Source organism: Ruegeria sp. AH12, assembly GCF_056541465.1.
This window is the reverse complement of the sequence record NZ_JBQFYL010000019.1, coordinates 32,530-49,636: the sequence shown is the minus strand read 5'-3', so window position 1 is coordinate 49,636 and position 17,107 is coordinate 32,530. Positions and strand designations below refer to the sequence as shown.

The following is a 17,107-nucleotide window of genomic DNA, read 5'->3' as shown; positions in this document are numbered from 1 at the left end:
GCAGCGAGGGTTGGATGATCAGGTTATGACATCTGGAGAAGACCGCCCGCAAATCTCTTGCAACTTGGTGATCGCGGCGATGGCGTTGGCAACCCCACTCAGGGCGCTTTGCGGATCAGCACCCAGGTCGCCGTCTTTTGGCGTGAAGCTTTCTAGATAAACCCGGATGGTGGCATTGTCCGTTCCGGTGCCAGACAGGCGGATCACACCGCGGCTGCCGTTTTCAAAGACGATGCGGATGCCCTGATTGTGGCTGACCGACCCATCGACCGGGTCGTGATACGAGAACTGATCGGCGGTCGCGACCACGAACTCTCCGTCACCGCTGCCGGGCAGGTCCGGGAGCCGTGCAATGAGCTCTGACATCATCTGATCGGCCTTGGCACTGTCCACCGCTTCGTAGTCATGGCGCGAGTAATAGTTGCGCCCATAGGTCTGCCAGTGGTCTTCCATGATCTGGCGGACGGAAACCCGGCGTTTTGCGAGAATATTCAGCCACAGGAGTACTGCCCATAATCCGTCTTTTTCGCGCACGTGATCTGATCCGGTCCCTGCGCTCTCTTCTCCGCACAAGGTGATCCGACCTGCGTCGAGCAGGTTGCCGAAGAACTTCCAGCCCGTTGGGGTTTCATAGCAATCGAGGCCAAGATGGCTGGCCACGCGGTCCACAGCGGTGCTGGTGGGCATGGATCGGGCCACGCCGGACAACCCCTTTGCATAGGCCGGAGCGAGGTGCGCATTGGCTGCCAGAACCGCAAGGCTGTCCGATGGGGTAACGTAGATGCCTTTGCCCAGGATCATGTTGCGGTCGCCATCGCCGTCGGAGGCTGCGGCAAAATCCGGGCCATCAGGGGACATGATCAGATCGACCAGAGGCTTAGCCCAGATCGGGTTGGGGTCGGGATGACCTTTGCCAAAATCAACCGAGGGAATTGCGTTCAGCACCGAACCTGTTGGCGCGCCCAGTTCCTGTTCAAGGATCGCAGTTGCATAAGGTCCCGTCACCGCATGCATCGCGTCAAAGCGTAAGGAGAAGCCACCGGACAGAAGCGATCTGATCGCGTCAAAATCAAACAGCTCGCGCATCAATTCTGCATAGTCGGTGACCGGGTCAACGATTTCGACTTGCATCTCCTCAAGCTGAGACACGCCAATCTGGCTAAGGTCGACATCATCGGTTGTCAGCGTGCGATACTGGGTGATGGTCTGCGACTGCGCATAGAATGACTCGGTCAGACTTTCCGAGGCCGGGCCACCATTGCTACCGTTGAACTTCAGACCAAAATCCGCGTCGATGCCACCGGGATTGTGACTGGCCGACAGGATGAAGCCGCCGTCAGCCTTTCGTTTGCGGATCAGGTTGGAGGCGGCGGGCGTGGACAGCAGGCCGTTCTGACCGACGATAGCGCGGGCGGTGCCGTTGGCCGCTGCCATACGCAGGATGATCTGGATGGCCTCGGCATTGAAGAACCGACCGTCGCCGCCGATGATCAGCGTTTTGCCCGCGCCGCCGTCAATGGCGTTGAAGATCGACTGGACAAAGCATTCCAGATAGCCCGGTTCCATAAACACCCGCGTCTTTTTGCGCAGTCCCGAGGTTCCGGGCTTTTGGCCCGCAAAGGCGGTGCAGGGCTGTGTCACGATCGGCATATTTCAAATTCCTTGTTCTGAACAATGACGCAGGTGGTGCGCGCCGGGTCCCAAAATGTGCAAGCCCCACACGGGTCAGGTATCGGGCTTCGATGGTGAAGTGATAGGGCAGGGGGGCTGCAGGTCACAAGCCTGTTGGTTACACTAGGGCGATCTGTCTTCGTGTGTCCCGCCGAGGCCATGCTTCACTGAGCGTGGCTTGCGCTGCATGACTCGTCGTTGCCAACCATCGTCTTTGTTTAGGTCAGGATGAATCCCTGTGCGCGGACATAGTCACCGAAGGTTTCGCGTTCCGCATGGCTGTATTGCCGCGTCTTGTCGTCAATCCAAGTGTAACCTGCGCCGGTGCCGAACTGGCCGACGTCCCTTTGGCGAACATAAGGCTGAGCGGCGGCGCGGTCCTGCGCATAGGCTTCAATCGCGTCTCGCAGCGCGGGTTCGCGATAGCGATCCGCGTGACAGGTTACATTCAGCGGCAAGCGCCGAGAGATTGAGGGAGGTGCCGATGGATAACCGACTGCCAGACCTGCCAGTGGAAACACGTGTTGTGGTAAACCAAGCAGATCACTTACGGCAGTCGCCTCATTCCGCACCGCGCTGATCGGACAACACCCAAGGCCGCTTGCCTCTGCTGCTGTCACGAAAGCCCCAAGTGCGATAGCGGCATCCGTTACAGCGTTGAAGAAGGCGTCCAGATGATCGTTCGCAAAGGGCAAACCTGTCCAATCGTGTAACAGGCGCTGACGCCGATTGTTGCCGCAGAAGATCAGCACCATCGGGGCTTTGGCCACCCAATCCTGACCGGGTATCAAATTGGCCAGCTTCTTCCGCTGTGTGCCTGACTGCAGCAGGATGATATCGCGCTGTTGCAGATCACTTTTGGTGGGCGCTGACAAGGCTACGGCACAGAGCGTATCCAAAAGGCTGGTCGCAACCTCCTGGTCGCGGAAACTGCGACAAGAGCTTCGGGCGGCCATGGACTGCAACAGCTCTGTACCCTTTGGTACCGTCTCTGGCGCATCGGAAAAACGGGCGCGCAACGCAGTTTTCAGATCTGACGGTATGTGATCGGCCAAGACGGCACCTCTTTCGCAACAAATTCTAACACAAACCTTAAGAAATTTTCGCGTTCATTAAGGTGAGCTGTCGGTTATGGTTTCTTTCAGCAATACATCACCTGAAAGCGCTTGGGTATGAATTCAAAGGCACAGCTTACGGTTCGCATCGAACGGGGCGCAGGGCGCGTCGAGGTGTTCGACGTGCCTTCCTATGATAGTCAAACCGTTCTGGATGTGGTGTCATGGATTCAACAAAACGCCGATCCGACACTTAGCTATCGGTTCGCTTGTCGCGTTGGGATGTGCGGGTCATGCGCGATGATGGTCAATGGCGTGCCGCGCTGGACGTGTCGGACCCATATCTCGAAAGTGACCGAGGGCGACAGCGTCACGATCGGCCCGTTACGCAATCTTCCAGTGATCAAGGACCTGGTTGTCGACATGGACCCGTTTTTTGACAAATGGGTTGCGGCTGAGGGTGTGCATCATGGTGCGCTGACACGTGATGACCCCGTTGCTCTGGTTGACGAAACCAGTGCCGAGCGGGTCGAGGCCAATGCCGGGATCGAATGTATCAACTGTGCGGTGTGCTATGCGGCCTGCGATACCGTGGCTGCGCATCCGGATTACATAGGACCCGCCGCGTTGCAACGGGCTTGGACCTTGGTGAATGACAGCCGGGACGCCGGGCGCACAGAAATACTGGAGGCCGTTTCCGGACACGGTGGGTGTCACAATTGCCATTCGATGGGGTCCTGCACCACCTATTGCCCGAACGAATTGGATCCGATGTCAGCAATTTCGGGGTTGAAGCGCGAAACCGCCAGATTGATGTTCCGGAGGAAGCGCTGATGCTGGATCTGCGCCTGTACATGCTACAACGCGTGACGGCGCTGTTGATGGCCCCGCTGGCAATGGGGCACCTGGCGGTAATGATATATGCCATTCGAGGAGGGTTGAGCGCCACCGAAATCCTGGGACGCACCCAGGGGTCGCTCATCTGGTTTCTGTTCTACGGGCTGTTTGTCGTGGCTGTCTCTGTTCACGGGGCTATTGGCCTGCGGGTGATTGCTTTTGAATGGGGTGGTCTGAAGGGCCAGGCATTGGACGCATTCATGTGGGCGGTCGGTTTGGTCCTGTTCGCGTTAGGCGTACGCGCGGTGTGGGCGGTTACGTTCGCGGTGGGGCTGTTGGCATGAGGGCTGCGCGCGATATCCATTCTCGTGCTCATCCGCTATGGTTGGCTTACATCCTGCACCGGCTGTCTGGCATTGCCCTGGCGCTGTTTCTTCCGATTCATTTCTGGGTTTTGGCGATGGCCCTGACCGGCTCGGCGCGGCTGGATGAAGCGCTGGTCATGACCGAGGCTGCCAGCGTGAAACTGGCCGAGTTCGGCCTGGTCTTCCTGCTATCGGTGCACATGTTCGGCGGCTTGCGCCTGATGGCGCTGGAATGGTTGCCGTGGCACACATCACAAAAAACACTGGCAGCCGGGGCAACGGCGGTTTCGTTTTTCCTGGCGGCCCTGTTTTTGATGCGGGCGATCTAGGGATGCGGCGTTCCGGGATCGACCGTCACGATACCGATATCCTGATCCTCGGCAGCGGGGGTGCGGGCTTGTTCGCGGCGCTGCATGCCCAGCAAACCGCGCTCGAAGGCACGAGGATTACCATCGCCGTCAAGGGTCTGATCGGCAAATGCGGCTGCACGCGGATGGTGCAGGGTGGCTATAACGTTGCGCTAGGCGGCGGCGATACGGTTGAGCGCCATTTCATGGATACCATTCACGGCGGCAAATGGTTGCCCAATCAGGACATGGCGTGGCGTTTGTGCGAACAGGCCGTTGTGCGCATTCGCGAATTGGAAAACGAGGTCGGGTGTTTCTTTGACCGAAATCCCGACGGCTCGTTACACCAGAAGGCGTTCGCGGGTCAGACCGCAGATCGCACCGTGCACAAGGGTGATCTGACCGGGATCGAGATCATCAACCGGCTGATGGAGAAGGTTTTGGCCAGCGGCGTCGAAAAGCTGCAGGAGCATCGCGCGATTGGCCTGATCCCCAGCAAAGACGGCAGTGCCTTGTCCGGGGTTCTGATGATCGACATGCGCACCGGACACTTCCGTTTTGTCCGTGCCAAATGCGTGTTGATGGCCACTGGCGGCGGGCCGACCATGTACCGATATCACACGCCCTCTGGGGACAAGACGATGGACGGGCTGGCCATGGCGCTGTGGGCAGGATTACCGCTGCGCGATATGGAGATGGTGCAGTTCCATCCGACCGGTCTGCTGGCGGGCGATCATACGCGCATGACAGGCACGGTGCTGGAGGAAGGATTGCGCGGCGCGGGCGGGCAACTGCTGAACCACGCAGGCCAGCGCTTCATGTTCGACTATGACCCTAAGGGTGAGCGGGCCACGCGGGATGTGGTCAGCCGGGGCATCTATGCTGAGATGCGCAAGAACAATGATCCGGGGCAAGAGGGGGTGTTTATCTCGATGTCCCATCTGGGGCCCGAAAATGTGCGCCAGAAGTTCAAAGGCATGGTGAAACGCTGCGCTGACAGTGGCTTTGATCTGGCGGCTGGCAAGGTCGAGGTTGTGCCGACCGCGCATTATTTTATGGGCGGGGTTGTGGTGGATGTGGACACGCGCACGGCAATGGAAGGCTTGTATGTCGCGGGTGAGGACGCTGGTGGCGCGCATGGATCGAACCGATTAGGCGGCAATGGCGTGGCCAATTCAACGGTTTATGGCGGCATCGCAGGCGACGTAATGGGCGCGGATGTAAGGGCAATGTCCCTGCGCGACCCGGATGAATCTGTGCTGGCGGCCGAAATTGACCGTGCCACCTATCCTTTGTCACGTAAGCCCGAGCTTGTTCTGCCGCTGCGCAAGCAATTGCAGGACCTGATGTGGGAGGATGTGGGCGTAATGCGTACAGAGGCGGGCATGTTGCGCGGATTGCAGGGGATTGCCCAGGTGTCGAATGCGCTGATGGATGTGGGGGTCGACGATAGCAATCTGGCCTTCAACCTGAGCTGGCATGACTGGCTGAACCTGCGCTCTCTTTGTGATATATCCGAGGTCATCACCCGGGCCGGGCTGGCGCGCGAAAACTCTCGTGGGGCGCATTACCGCGAAGACTTCCCCGAGCCGGGCGCGATGGAAGACAGCGCATTCACGGTTGCAAAACAGGTCGATGGGGCTGTGGAGGTTTCGCAGGAGGCTGTGCAATTCACCATTGTGAAGCCAGGAGAAACGATCTTACCAAAGGGTGAACCCGAGACTTTGGTGGCCCAGTAGCAGAAGGTGAAGACATGGAATTGCTAAACATGGTTTGGGAGTGGCTTTCGAAAAATCAGTGGTTCGTCGCGATCCTTGCCTCGATCATCGTTGCCTATCTCACTGCGCATTACCAATCGCGGCACGAGCATGTCAGAATACGCGAAGAGCTAAAGCTTGAGACCTCGACCGAAGCGGCGATCATACATTTGCTGGACCGCCAGGGGTGGGAGTTGCGAAGCTTTTACACCATCAAGTCGCATATCAGAGGGTTCGAGGATGATGAGCTGCGCCGATTGCTTGTGCGGTCAGGTGCCATCGCGTTCCAACAATCCCCGTCCGAGCGTGACCCAAACGACCCGCTTAGGGAAGACCCAGACAAACTGGAACGGTGGGGATTGCTGAAGAAAAACACGCATCGATTGGTGAAGAAAACATGATCCCCATCTCTCTTATCCAATCCACCGCAGAAACGCTGATGAACAAGGCCGCCATCGAGATCCCGCAGGACTATCTTGATGGGCTGAAGGCGGCGGCTGAGACCGAGGATGGCGATCTGTCATCGTTTGTCCTGAAAGCGATGTTGGAGAATTACGAGGCCGCCAAACAGGATCGCCGGGCTATGTGCGGTGACACCGGCGTGCCGCGCTGGTTCGTCAAACTGGGCAATGAGGCGCAGGTTGAGGGCGGCATGGTCGCGCTGGAAGCCGCGCTGAGGCGGGCAACGGCAAATGCCACAAACGGGGTGCCTCTGCGCCCCAACCGGGTGCATCCGTTGTGGCGCACGGATCATGACAACAATGTCGGCATCGGCGCGCCTGAGATCGAATATGGGTTCGAGCCTGAGGGCGCGTGGATTGATCTGATTACTGTGCATAAAGGCGGGCTATTTGGCACTGACTACCGGATGTTATTCCCTTCGGATGGCATTCAGGGGATCAAACGGTTCTACCTCGACAGCCTGATGGCCTTTGGCAAACGCGGGTTGGCCTGTCAGCCTGCGATCATTGGGATCGGTCTGGGCGGGTCCAAGGACATCTGCATGACGCTGGGCAAGCGTGCCTCGACCCTTCGGGTCGTCGGCAGCCGCAACTCTGACCCGCGCATTGCCGAGATGGAGGATGAGTTCAGGGAATTGGGCAATTCCATTGGCATGGGCGCCATGGGATTTGTCGGAAAGAACATGGTGATCGATTGTAATATCGAGGTTGGCTATTGCCACACCGGCGGCATGCCCATGTCGGTCCACGCGTTCTGCCTGTCGTCGCGCCGGGCAGTGGCGCGCATCCATGCAGATGGCCGGGTCGAGCACCGCACCGACCCGGATTGGTTCACGGCGTATCAGCGCCGTGAAACGGTGGACTGGGGTCCGGTGCAGGAGGCGGCGGAATGAGTGACAATTTGGACTGGCATTCCGCCCAGCTGAGCGACGACACCGTCATCGATGCGAAGTACCGCAACACTCAGAATGTCAGGCGTTATTTCAAAAGCCGCTTGGGTGATGATTTCAAGATGAACCGAAACTTTGTGGCCTGGATGAAAGACAACTCCGGTAAAACCCTAAAGACAGCCTGCGAGGTATGGCGCGAGATGCAAAATGGGGCGACCAGATGAGTTTGCGCGAGATCGAGCTATCCACCACTCCAAGTGCCGAAGACATCGCCGATTTGCGGCTTGGGGATATCGTCTACCTGACCGGGCTGATGTATACCGCCCGCGAAGGCGTCTATATGCGGGCGCTGGAGGATAAGGCGAATATTCCGATGGAGTTGCCCTCGGAAAGTGCCGCCAATTTCCATTGCTCACCTGCGGCGCGGATCAATGCGGATGGGTCCTTTGATATGGGAGCGGTGACAGCCACTGCCTCATTCCGCTTTGCTAAATGGTTACCGGAATGGATTGCCAAGACCGGGGCGCGATTGATCGTTGGCAAGGGCGGTATGTCCTCAAAGGACTACAAAGAGTATTTCGTGCCGAATGGGGCGGTTTACCTGTCAACCGTCGGCTACGGAACCGGGGCGTTGCTGGGGCGTGGTGTGGAAAACGTCGAGGCGGTGCATTGGAACGAGGAACTTGGTCTGGCGCAGGCGATGTGGGTGATCCGGTGCAAACGGGTGGGGCCGTTCATCGTGGCCTCGGATATGAACGGAGACTGTTTGTTCGAACGCGAAAACGCCAAGATCGCCGAGAATATCGAACAGGTCTATGAGGGCACGAAACCAGCCGTCATGAAGCGCTACGGTGAAAGCGACGACCGCCGCGATGAGGTGATTTGAGTCCGTCTTACGGTGACCCGTATAGGGCCAAAACAGATTGCGTTGCCGGTCGGGCGCGCATGGCTTTGTTATGCGCGGCCAGTTTGGGATATGGGTCCAGTGACAGATCGACTGCCGCCATCCAGTGTTGCAACAGGAACAGATAAGGGTCGCAAAAGCTGAATTGAGGCCCCATCGCCCACGGGGTCATCTCCAGTTGCTGTTCCAACATTTTCGCTGAGGCTGCAAGATTACGCGGGGCGACGCGACGCATATCTTGCAGCGAGTCGTTTTGATCCGCCCACCGGCTGCCACGTTTGAGATGGGCAAATGCGACATGTACGGTCGAACAGAGATAGCCGCAGAGAGACCGTGCCTGAGCCTGCGCAAAGTCGCCATCAGGCACAAGGCCTGCTTTGGGATGGGTGGCTGCAATGTATTCCAGAATGGCGGGGTTTTCGGTCAGAAGCCCCTTGGGCGTTTCCAGAACTGGGATGCGTCCCTTTGGGGTTTTCCGCAAGAATTCCGGGCTGCGATGTGCCCCGCCGGGGATTGAGATTTCGACCGCCGTGAAATCCGCCCCGGCCTCGACCAAAAGGATATGCGCGGCAAGTGCAGATGAGCCTTTAGAATAGTAGAATGTGAGCATCCCGGTCGGCCCTTCCTGTTGGTCTTGCGGGTAGACTATAAGACCTCGCTTGCCATTACGCCCAGTCCGACTAGTAGCGTCAACAAGATCAAAAGCCGTCGGAAGCCAGTGTCGCTGAGGCGGCGAAACACCATGATGCCGATTTGCGCCGCGATTAGACCGCAAGGAACGGTCACCAGCAGTGCTTTCACGGCGGTGCCATCATACGCGCCCTTCACAAACAGCAAAAAGATCGTGGTGCTGAGGATGACCACATTGAACGGCTGCAGAACCGCGCGGGTCTCGGATTTTGTCCAGGGGCGCAATGACAGCCACATCGCAGGGATTGCACCTGAAACGGCGGCGGCCCCACCCAGAATGCCGCCGGTCAGGCCGACCCCGGAATCCAGCCAGGGTGTGCGCCGTTCGAAAGCCGGAAGGGTCGCGCGAAAGCCAAAGTAACCGCCATAGAGGATCAGAAACGCCGCCACCCCGATCCGTAAAGTGCCAGCGTCGATCTGGTTCAAAAGAGCCAACCCAAGCGGCACGCCGATCAGACCGGGCACGAGAAAGCGCAACAATCTGCGCGGCTGGGCAAGAATGTCGGCCCTGACGATCCAAAGCCCTTGCAACCCGGCGAGAACGGACATGAGCGCTACGATTGCGACCGAAGTCACTGGCGGCAGGACGACAAGATAGAACCCAAGTGCAAAGAGCGCCGTTCCGGTGCCCGCGAGCCCGTTGATAAACCCGCCCGCAGCTGCGCCGAGGATCAGATAAGAAGCCGTTTCAAATGTCATGCGCAGGCGTGTGTCTGGTGCTTTTGGACGCAGCTATCACACCATCCAATGCATTGAAAAGCGCATCCATCGCCGTCACCTTGGTCTGAGCTTCCGGGTAGATCAGACCCAACACTCTGCGGGGTGCGTCTGCACCAAGGCTGAGCTGGTTGACCGGCAGAGGATCCAGAGGTTGGACTGCCAATTGCGGCACGATGGAGACGCCCAGATTTGCGTGGACCATGCTGGCGATGGCGTCTAACCCGTCAAGCTCCATCGCCTCATTGATGCGGATGCGTTTTGACAGAATCCAGTTGTCGATCAGCGCACCCACAACGGCGGTTCGGTTGAACCGGATAAAGGGCCTCGTTTTTAACAGGGTGATCGGATCTTGCCCGATTTCTTCACGGGCCGTGATCAGTTGCATCCGTTCCGCGACCAGCGTTCGAAAGATGACGCCCTGAGGCATCATGGTGGGTCTAGTTACCAGGGCCGCATCCAAGTTACCGCGCGCGAGTTCCGCCAGCAGCGTACCGGTGAGGCCGGGTTTAAGATGCAGGCCCAGTTTAGGATGTTGTGCCTTCAGTCGGGCCATGGCCTGCGGGGCCAGACCTGTCAGCGTGGTGCGCAGGACGCCAAGCCGTATGATGCTGGCCAGTTCGCCTTGTTCATGAAGGGAGGGGACTAAATTGTCGTAGTCCGTGATGATCTTGCGGGCTTTTTCGACCACTTGATGCGCGATCGGGGTCAGCTCGGGCGTGCGGGTGCTGCGATCAAACAGGGTTACCCCAAGATCAGCCTCAAGCACTTGCATCTGTTGGCTGACAGCGGCGTGGGTGACATGCACCACATCTGCCGCCGCGCTGAAGGTTTTTGTATCTGCAATCGCCACAAGTGTGCGCAGCATTCGGATGGTCACGGTCGGCACCTTTGAACTGAGAGGTGCCGACAGGTTAACCTGTTTTGGGGCCGTTTTGAAAAGGCTTGTATCTAGAGGATGGCGCGTTCCGCCAGCCCGGCCTCGTCTGCCAGGCGCGCTGCGACCGAGGCGACGGCCAGGTCTTGCAGGCCGACGCCGGTGCCGTCGAACAGCGTGATTTCATCATCGCTGCTGCGTCCCGGATGATCGCCGTTGATGACGGCCCCGATGGGGGTGATCTGATCTTCGGTCAAGGTGGCGTTTGCGATGGCATGTTGCGCCTCGCCCAAGGTTACGGATTGTGCGACCTCGTCGGTGAAAACGGTGGCCGAAGCCACCAGCGCGGCATCGACTTCTTGCTTGCCTTTGGTGTCGGTACCCATGCAGGCCAGATGCGTGCCAGGTTTGATCCAGTCTTTCATCAAAAGCGGTTCAAAGGCCGAGGTGATGGTGATAATCACATCCGCTTGCGCTCCCAGTTCTTCCTGGGTGACAGCCTCGAAACCCAGACCCAGCTCGGTCGCGACCGCGCCTAGACGAGGCAGCATTTCGGGGTGCGGGTTCCAAGCGACGACTTTTTCAAAGTCGCGCTGTTCGGCGGCTGCGCGCAGCTGGAAGTTGGATTGATGGCCTGCGCCGACCATGCCCAGAACCTTGGCATCTTTCCGGGCCAGATTGGCGATAGAGACAGCCGAGGATGCCGCCGTGCGCACTGCAGTCAGATAGTTGCCACCGACAAGAGCCGACAGCCGCCCGGTATCGGGATCGAACAGGAAGACGGTGGACTGGTGGTTGGTCAGACCCTTGTCCATGTTACCCGGCCAGTAGCCGCCGGATTTGACGCCCAGCACCCGACCGGCGCGGTCGAAGCCGGATTTGAAGCCATAGAGCGCGTCGGCATAGCCGATGGCCTCGCGGATGACCGGGAAGTTATAGGCGTCGCCGCGCGCCATGGCGGCGAAGACGTCTTGCACGGCTTCGAATGCCTCGGCGCGGCCAACCAGTTGTTGGCAGAGATCTTCTCCGACGATCAACAAGGGTGTGTCTGTCATATCTTTCATGATCCTTTCCCCGGTTCAGAAGGCTTTGCCGCGCGCGGAGACCGGCCAAAGCGCTTCAACCTTGCCGTTCCGAACACCCACATACCAATCATGCACATTGGCGGTCGGGTCGCAGTGACCGGGTACCAAATGCAGCTTGTCATTGACTTTCAGAATCCCGTCCGGGTCCGACACGACGCCGTGTTCGTCCGAGCATTTGATGTATTCCACATCCGAGCGACCAAAGATCACCGGCAAGCCGCTGTCGACGGACTGGGCTTTAAGGCCGGCATCTACGATGGCCTTGTCGGCCTTGGCATGGCTCATGACGCTGGTCAGGATGAAGAAGGCGTTCTCCCACTCTCCGCGGTCGATGCGATTGCCGTTTTCATCGAGGATGCGGCCATAATCGGCATCCATAAAGGCGTAAGAGCCGCATTGCAGTTCGTTATACACGCCCGAGGTGCTCTCGAAGTAATAAGACCCGGTACCGCCACCGCCGACGATGTCACACTCCAGCCCTTCGGCCTTGAGCCCGTCCACGGCGGCTTTGACCTGCGCCACAGCGATGTCGATCTTGGCTTTGCGATCCTCGTAGAGGTCCATGTGCTGCATGGCGCCCTGGTAGGCCTGAATGCCCGCAAACTTCAGCCCCGGGGCGGCGTCGATTGTCTTGGCGATGGCGATGACCTCAGGCGTTGTGGTCACGCCGCAGCGCCCGGCGCCGCAGTCGATCTCGACCAGGCATTCGATCTGGGTCGCGTGCCGCTGAGCAGCTTCGGACAGGTCGGCCACGTTATCGATATCATCGACGCAGCAGATTGTCCGCGCGCCCAGCTTGGGCATCCGTGCCAATCGGTCGATCTTGGCCGAGTCGCGCACCTGATTGGACACAAGCACATCCTTGATACCGCCACGGGCAAAGACTTCGGCCTCGGACACCTTTTGGCAGCAGATACCACAGGCCCCGCCCAGCTCGACCTGCAGCCGCGCCACGTCGACGGATTTATGCATCTTGCCATGCACCCGGTGGCGCATGCCATGGGCCTTGGCGTAATCGCCCATCTTCTGGATGTTGCGTTCCAGCGCATCCAGATCCAACACCAGTGCCGGGGTCTGGATCTCGGATGCGTCCATGCCGATGGCGGCGGGGATGTCGTAGCCGACATCGAGTTGCTCGATATTTACGGGCTTGTTCATGATGTCCTCCTCAACCCTTTAACCAGGGCAGTTTGTCCAGATCCACATTGCCGCCGGTGATGATCACGCCGACGCGTTTGCCTTTGAAGACCTCGGGGTGCTTCAGGATGGTGGCCAGCGGCACGGCGCAACTGGGCTCCATCACGATGCGCAGGTATTTCCAGGTGATCTTCATCGCCGCGATGATCTCGTCCTCGCTGGCGGTGTGGATGTCGCTGACGAAGTTTGAGACAAAGTGCCAGGTGTTTTCCTTCAGCGGCACTTTCAGCCCGTCAGCGATGGTGACCGGCGCGTCGTCTGCGATGATGTGACCGGCCTTGAAGCTGCGATAGGCATCGTCGGCCTGTTCCGGTTCGGAGGCATAGATCTTCACCTCGGGCGCGAGGTTCGACAGGGTCAGGCAGGTGCCCGAGATCATGCCGCCGCCGCCGATGGGCGCAACCACCGCGTCCAGACCGTCGGTTTGTTCCAGCAGTTCTGCCGAGCAGGTCGCTTGCCCGGCGATCACCCGGGGATCGTTATAGGGGTGCACGAACTCACCGCCCGTGCGCGCCTGCACCTCGGCAAATACCGCCTCGCGCGAGGTGGTTGAGGGTTCGCATTCGGTGATGATCCCGCCATAGCGACGCACCGCGTCCTTCTTGGCCTGCGGTGCCGTGCGCGGCATCACCACGTTGCAGGGGATGCCTCGACGACCAGCGGCATACGACAGGCTGAGCGCGTGGTTGCCGGAAGAATGCGTGCAGACGCCGCGCTTGGCGGCCTCATCATTCAGGCCAAAGACCGCGTTGCAGGCCCCACGCACCTTGAAGGCCCCGGCCTCCTGGAAGTTCTCGCATTTGAAGAATAGCTGCGCGCCGGACAGTTCGTCTAGGTATTTGGATCGCAGTATCGGAGTGCGGTTGATATGCGGTTTGATCCGCTCATGCGCTTCGCGCATGTCGGCGAGGGTCAGGCAATCGGCCGTGGTCATCGCGTCAAGCATCAGGGCCCTCCTTACGCTGCAGATTTCATTGGGGTTGCGTGGCTTGCACGGAAATATTCCTGCGCCGCCGCCACGCCGCTGCCCAACTTGATCGGATAGTCCAGATCGGCCATCGCCATTTCGATAGTGGCAAGACCGGACAGAACCATCACATCCGTCAGGCTGCCCAGATGGCCGATACGGAAGGCTTTGCCGTTCATCTCACCCAGACCGATGCCGAAGCTGACGCCATAGGCGTTGAAGGCATGATCGGTCAGCGCATTGCTGTCGAAACCTTCGGGCACATAGATCGCGCTGACGGTGTCCGAGTAGAGATCAGGCGACTGCGCCACCAGCTCCAACCCCCAGGCTGAGGTGGCCTTGCGCACGCCTTCTGCGAGCCGGAAATGGCGGGCGTAGACATTGTCCAAGCCTTCCTCGAACAGCATCTTCAGGCTTTCGCGCAGGCCGTAGATCAGTTGCAGCGGTGGGGTATATGGAAAGCCGCCAGAGGCGTTGGCATTCATCATGTCGCGGAAATCAAAGAAAGTTCGCGGCAGTTGGGCCGTTTCCATCGCGGCCAGCGCTTTGGGGCTGACACACAGGATCGCCATGCCGGTCGCCAGCATGAAGCCCTTCTGCGAGCCAGAGACCGCGATATCAACGCCCCAGTCATCAAACTCGAACGGCATCGAGGCCAGAGAGCTGACGCAATCCACAAACAGCATCGCCGGGTGATTGCTGGCATCCATCGCCCCACGCACGGCCGCGATGTCCGAGCGCACGCCGGTGGCGGTTTCGTTATGAGTGACCAGAACGGCCTTGATCTCATGGCCCGTATCGGCGGCCAAAGCCTCGGCAAATTTCGTCGTTGGCGCGCCGCTGCCCCAGGCGCATTCTATGATCCGAACATCCAGCCCATGACGTTGGCACAGGTCGATCCAACGGTGGCTGAACATGCCATAGCGGGCGACAAGAACCGTATCGCCGGGGCTGAGCGTGTTGGTCACTGCGGCCTCCCACCCGCCGGTTCCACTGGCCGGGAAGATGACTATCTGCCCTGTCGTAGTGCCGAAGACTTTCTTGGTGTCTTCCAGGACGGGCGCAAAGGTCTGAACGAAATCCGGGGCGCGGTGATCCTGAGTCTGGACCTGCATCGCCAGGCGCAACCGGTCGGGGATGTTTGTGGGGCCGGGAATGAAGACCGGGTTCTGGTTGGGCATTGTCACTTCCTCCGCTTTGAGAGGAGTGTCCTATCCGGGCGTCAGAACTGCAATTTTCTCGAAAAAGTTTTTTGGAAGGATAGGAAATCGCGTAAATTACTGAAAATGTGAGAAAGCTTATTTTTTCATTTTAACGGGTTAAAATTGAATGAATTAAAAAATTTGCGCGAAGCGAGTGAGATTGAAGAAACTCTGACCGAGTTTGAACTGAGATTCGATCAAGATTGGATGTGGGATTCGATCTGCAGTTGCTCTGACAACAGGTTTGAAATCCCTGCCTGCCTCACTTGCAGATATTTTCGAAAACCGGATTTGCGAGCACTTTTCGTGTGCCCGCAAATCCGTGGGAAGGCTGTCTAAGATGCTTGATCAATCAGCAGTTTACCGTTGTGCATGAAGAAGAACGTGTTGAAGACTGTGAGATCCAGCGGGTTGGGCAGCCGAATATCTGGCTTACCCGGCATGGACTTCCCCTGCAGATCAAACGACCGATCAATCTGAGATATGACAGCGCAAATGGCATCTGTTTGATCAAGATAGTTCCTGAGAGATGCCATTTGATCATCAAGACTGGGGTTTGTACGTTTTTGATCAAGGAGTTGGAGATAGTCTACGACTATGAACTTGGGTCCATGTTCCAAGCTCAATCGCCGAATAATGTAGTCTGCAGACACATCGTCAGATGTGTCGATAACAACAGAATTGTCGTTAGAATACGGGTCAATTCCCATGGTTTTGAAACGATCCGTAACTTCTCGTTCGTGATATTCCAGAGTGAAAAAGAAGCCCTTGCGTCCATTGTGCGATGCTTTGGCTGCAAGCTCTAAACCAAGAAGTGTTTTGCCCTGACCTGGTCTGGCCCCTAGAAAGGCGGGGCCGGGGCCCCGCCCAAGCGCTTTAGGCGCCGATGATGTTGTGGCCGGGGCCATAGGGGAAGCCGGTGATGTTTTCGGCGCCATTTTCGCCCACGACCAGAATGTCATGTTCGCGATAGCCATCCGCGCCGGGTTGGCCGTCGGGGATCCAAAGCATCGGTTCGATCGAGACGACCATGCCGGGTTCCAGCACGGTATCGATGTCCTCGCGCAGTTCCAGACCGGCCTCGCGCCCGTAATAGTGGCTGAGGATGCCGAACGAGTGGCCGTAGCCGAACGAGCGGTAGTCCAGAAGGCCTTCCTGAGCGAATAAGCGGTTGAACTCGGCGGTGATGCCAGAACAAGTTGCGCCGGGTTTGATCAGGCTGAGGCCAAGTTCATGCGCGGCCACGTTGGCCTGCCACAGGTGCAGGCTTTCGGCGTCGGGTTCGCCCAGGAACAGAATGCGTTCCAGCGCGGTGTAATAGCCTGAGATCATCGGGAAGGTGTTCAGCGACAGGATATCGCCCTTTTGCAGAGCGCGTTTGGTGACCGGATTATGCGCCCCGTCGGTGTTCAGACCCGATTGGAACCAGACCCAGGTGTCGCGATATTCGGCTTGCGGATAGGCGCGGGCGATTTCCTCTTCCATCGCGTCGCGGCCTGCCATGGCGATCTCGATCTCGGTTGCACCTTCGCGGATCGCGGCGCGGATGGCGGCACCCCCCATATCGGCGGTGCGCGTGCCGCCTTTGATCAACTCTATCTCTTCGGCGGATTTCATCATGCGGGCGGCCATAGTGTCGGGTGCGATATCCACCAGTTCAGGCGCATCCAGCATGCGCAGGGCGGTATCGCGAGCGCCCAGCGTCATGTGGTCGCCTTTGATGCCGATGCGTTTCGCACCACCGATCAGGCTGGCCACCGCGCGCCAGTAATTGTCGCGCTGCCAGTCGGTGTAGATCACATTTTCATCGACCGAACGGCGCCAGGGCTGACCTGCGTCGATGTTGGCCGACACGGTTGTGCAGGCGTCTTGCGTGACGACGCAGCCATAAGGGACGGCCAAAAGCGCAGTACAGAAAGCCCGAATAGTAAGCGATGTTCTGCATCGAGGTCAGCAGCACGGCGGGAATGTCCCGCTGCGCCATGGCGGCCCGCAGTTTGGACAGGCGGTCTCGGGGTCCGAGAGCCGATCACCCCCTTACGTGTCGCGACACCATCGCAGCGAGGGTGAACAGGGAAATCGCTG

Annotated in this window: 18 protein-coding genes and 1 pseudogene; 8 read left to right on the top strand and 11 right to left on the bottom strand. The window is 58.7% G+C overall.

Annotated elements, in window-relative coordinates:
• Nucleotides 1–18 precede the first annotated feature (18 nt).
• Together ACR0EL_RS19560 and ACR0EL_RS19555 are read right to left on the bottom strand one after the other, a co-directional pair.
• Complete coding sequence (locus tag ACR0EL_RS19560) at nucleotides 19–1,650, bottom strand: alpha-D-glucose phosphate-specific phosphoglucomutase (RefSeq protein ID WP_480501698.1); 1,632 nt, start codon at nucleotides 1,648–1,650, stop codon at nucleotides 19–21.
• 239 nt (nucleotides 1,651–1,889) lie between these two features.
• Nucleotides 1,890–2,726, bottom strand: a complete 837-nt coding sequence (locus ACR0EL_RS19555) for a nitroreductase family protein (protein ID WP_480501696.1) — start codon at nucleotides 2,724–2,726, stop codon at nucleotides 1,890–1,892.
• Between the two features lie 117 nt (nucleotides 2,727–2,843).
• Between ACR0EL_RS19555 and ACR0EL_RS19550 the strand changes: the two genes are divergently transcribed.
• From ACR0EL_RS19550 to ACR0EL_RS19515, 8 genes are read left to right on the top strand one after another with little or no spacing between them, the layout of a single operon-like run.
• Nucleotides 2,844–3,560 (top strand): succinate dehydrogenase/fumarate reductase iron-sulfur subunit, encoded by a 717-nt coding sequence (locus ACR0EL_RS19550; RefSeq protein ID WP_480501695.1) that lies wholly within the window; start codon nucleotides 2,844–2,846, stop codon nucleotides 3,558–3,560.
• A complete protein-coding gene (locus tag ACR0EL_RS19545; protein ID WP_480501694.1) occupies nucleotides 3,560–3,907 on the top strand; it encodes a succinate dehydrogenase/fumarate reductase transmembrane subunit in 348 nt (115 codons plus the stop codon). The genes ACR0EL_RS19550 and ACR0EL_RS19545 overlap by 1 nt, the downstream gene beginning before the upstream one ends.
• Nucleotides 3,904–4,257: a succinate dehydrogenase, cytochrome b556 subunit gene (locus tag ACR0EL_RS19540; protein ID WP_480501692.1), complete on the top strand. Its 354-nt coding sequence runs from the start codon at nucleotides 3,904–3,906 to the stop codon at nucleotides 4,255–4,257. Before ACR0EL_RS19545 ends, ACR0EL_RS19540 begins: the two co-directional genes overlap by 4 nt.
• A 2-nt stretch (nucleotides 4,258–4,259) precedes the next feature.
• Entirely contained in the window at nucleotides 4,260–6,014 is a 1,755-nt protein-coding gene (locus tag ACR0EL_RS19535; protein ID WP_480501691.1) for an L-aspartate oxidase, read from the top strand.
• Between the two features lie 14 nt (nucleotides 6,015–6,028).
• A complete protein-coding gene (locus ACR0EL_RS19530) occupies nucleotides 6,029–6,433 on the top strand; it encodes a hypothetical protein (RefSeq protein ID WP_353009338.1) in 405 nt (134 codons plus the stop codon).
• On the top strand, nucleotides 6,430–7,386 hold the full coding sequence (locus ACR0EL_RS19525; RefSeq protein WP_480501689.1) for a fumarate hydratase: 957 nt from the start codon (nucleotides 6,430–6,432) through the stop codon (nucleotides 7,384–7,386). Before ACR0EL_RS19530 ends, ACR0EL_RS19525 begins: the two co-directional genes overlap by 4 nt.
• Nucleotides 7,383–7,607: a DUF6434 domain-containing protein gene (locus ACR0EL_RS19520; protein ID WP_480501688.1), complete on the top strand. Its 225-nt coding sequence runs from the start codon at nucleotides 7,383–7,385 to the stop codon at nucleotides 7,605–7,607. The genes ACR0EL_RS19525 and ACR0EL_RS19520 overlap by 4 nt, the downstream gene beginning before the upstream one ends.
• The gene (locus ACR0EL_RS19515; protein ID WP_480501687.1) at nucleotides 7,604–8,269 is read left to right on the top strand and encodes a fumarate hydratase C-terminal domain-containing protein; all 666 of its coding nucleotides are present in this window, start codon (nucleotides 7,604–7,606) and stop codon (nucleotides 8,267–8,269) included. Before ACR0EL_RS19520 ends, ACR0EL_RS19515 begins: the two co-directional genes overlap by 4 nt.
• A gap of 7 nt (nucleotides 8,270–8,276) precedes the next feature.
• Here ACR0EL_RS19515 and ACR0EL_RS19510 read toward each other — a convergent pair whose 3' ends face one another.
• The 9 genes and pseudogenes from ACR0EL_RS19510 to ACR0EL_RS19470 form a co-directional block, all read right to left on the bottom strand.
• Nucleotides 8,277–8,897 carry a glutathione S-transferase family protein gene (locus ACR0EL_RS19510; RefSeq protein WP_480501686.1) on the bottom strand — a complete coding sequence of 207 codons (621 nt, stop codon included), beginning with the start codon at nucleotides 8,895–8,897 and terminating at the stop codon, nucleotides 8,277–8,279.
• A 35-nt stretch (nucleotides 8,898–8,932) separates the two neighbouring features.
• The gene (locus ACR0EL_RS19505) at nucleotides 8,933–9,676 is read right to left on the bottom strand and encodes a sulfite exporter TauE/SafE family protein (RefSeq protein ID WP_480501685.1); all 744 of its coding nucleotides are present in this window, start codon (nucleotides 9,674–9,676) and stop codon (nucleotides 8,933–8,935) included.
• Nucleotides 9,666–10,562 carry a LysR family transcriptional regulator gene (locus tag ACR0EL_RS19500; RefSeq protein ID WP_480501684.1) on the bottom strand — a complete coding sequence of 299 codons (897 nt, stop codon included), beginning with the start codon at nucleotides 10,560–10,562 and terminating at the stop codon, nucleotides 9,666–9,668. The genes ACR0EL_RS19505 and ACR0EL_RS19500 overlap by 11 nt, the downstream gene beginning before the upstream one ends.
• Before the next feature lie 83 nt (nucleotides 10,563–10,645).
• Nucleotides 10,646–11,626 carry an iminosuccinate reductase BhcD gene (gene bhcD, locus ACR0EL_RS19495; RefSeq protein WP_480501717.1) on the bottom strand — a complete coding sequence of 327 codons (981 nt, stop codon included), beginning with the start codon at nucleotides 11,624–11,626 and terminating at the stop codon, nucleotides 10,646–10,648.
• Nucleotides 11,627–11,650: 24 nt separating this feature from the next.
• A complete protein-coding gene (gene bhcC / locus ACR0EL_RS19490; RefSeq protein WP_480501683.1) occupies nucleotides 11,651–12,814 on the bottom strand; it encodes a 3-hydroxy-D-aspartate aldolase BhcC in 1,164 nt (387 codons plus the stop codon).
• Between the two features lie 10 nt (nucleotides 12,815–12,824).
• Nucleotides 12,825–13,799: a beta-hydroxyaspartate dehydratase BhcB gene (gene bhcB, locus ACR0EL_RS19485; protein ID WP_480501682.1), complete on the bottom strand. Its 975-nt coding sequence runs from the start codon at nucleotides 13,797–13,799 to the stop codon at nucleotides 12,825–12,827.
• An 11-nt stretch (nucleotides 13,800–13,810) separates the two neighbouring features.
• Nucleotides 13,811–15,001 carry an L-aspartate--glyoxylate aminotransferase BhcA gene (bhcA, locus tag ACR0EL_RS19480; RefSeq protein WP_480501681.1) on the bottom strand — a complete coding sequence of 397 codons (1,191 nt, stop codon included), beginning with the start codon at nucleotides 14,999–15,001 and terminating at the stop codon, nucleotides 13,811–13,813.
• A gap of 356 nt (nucleotides 15,002–15,357) precedes the next feature.
• Nucleotides 15,358–15,930 (bottom strand): DNA helicase, encoded by a 573-nt coding sequence (locus ACR0EL_RS19475; protein WP_480501680.1) that lies wholly within the window; start codon nucleotides 15,928–15,930, stop codon nucleotides 15,358–15,360.
• Nucleotides 15,899–17,030: pseudogene (locus ACR0EL_RS19470) on the bottom strand (aminopeptidase P family protein); the annotation flags it as partial. The pseudogene ACR0EL_RS19470 and the gene ACR0EL_RS19475, both read right to left, overlap by 32 nt.
• Nucleotides 17,031–17,107 lie beyond the last annotated feature (77 nt).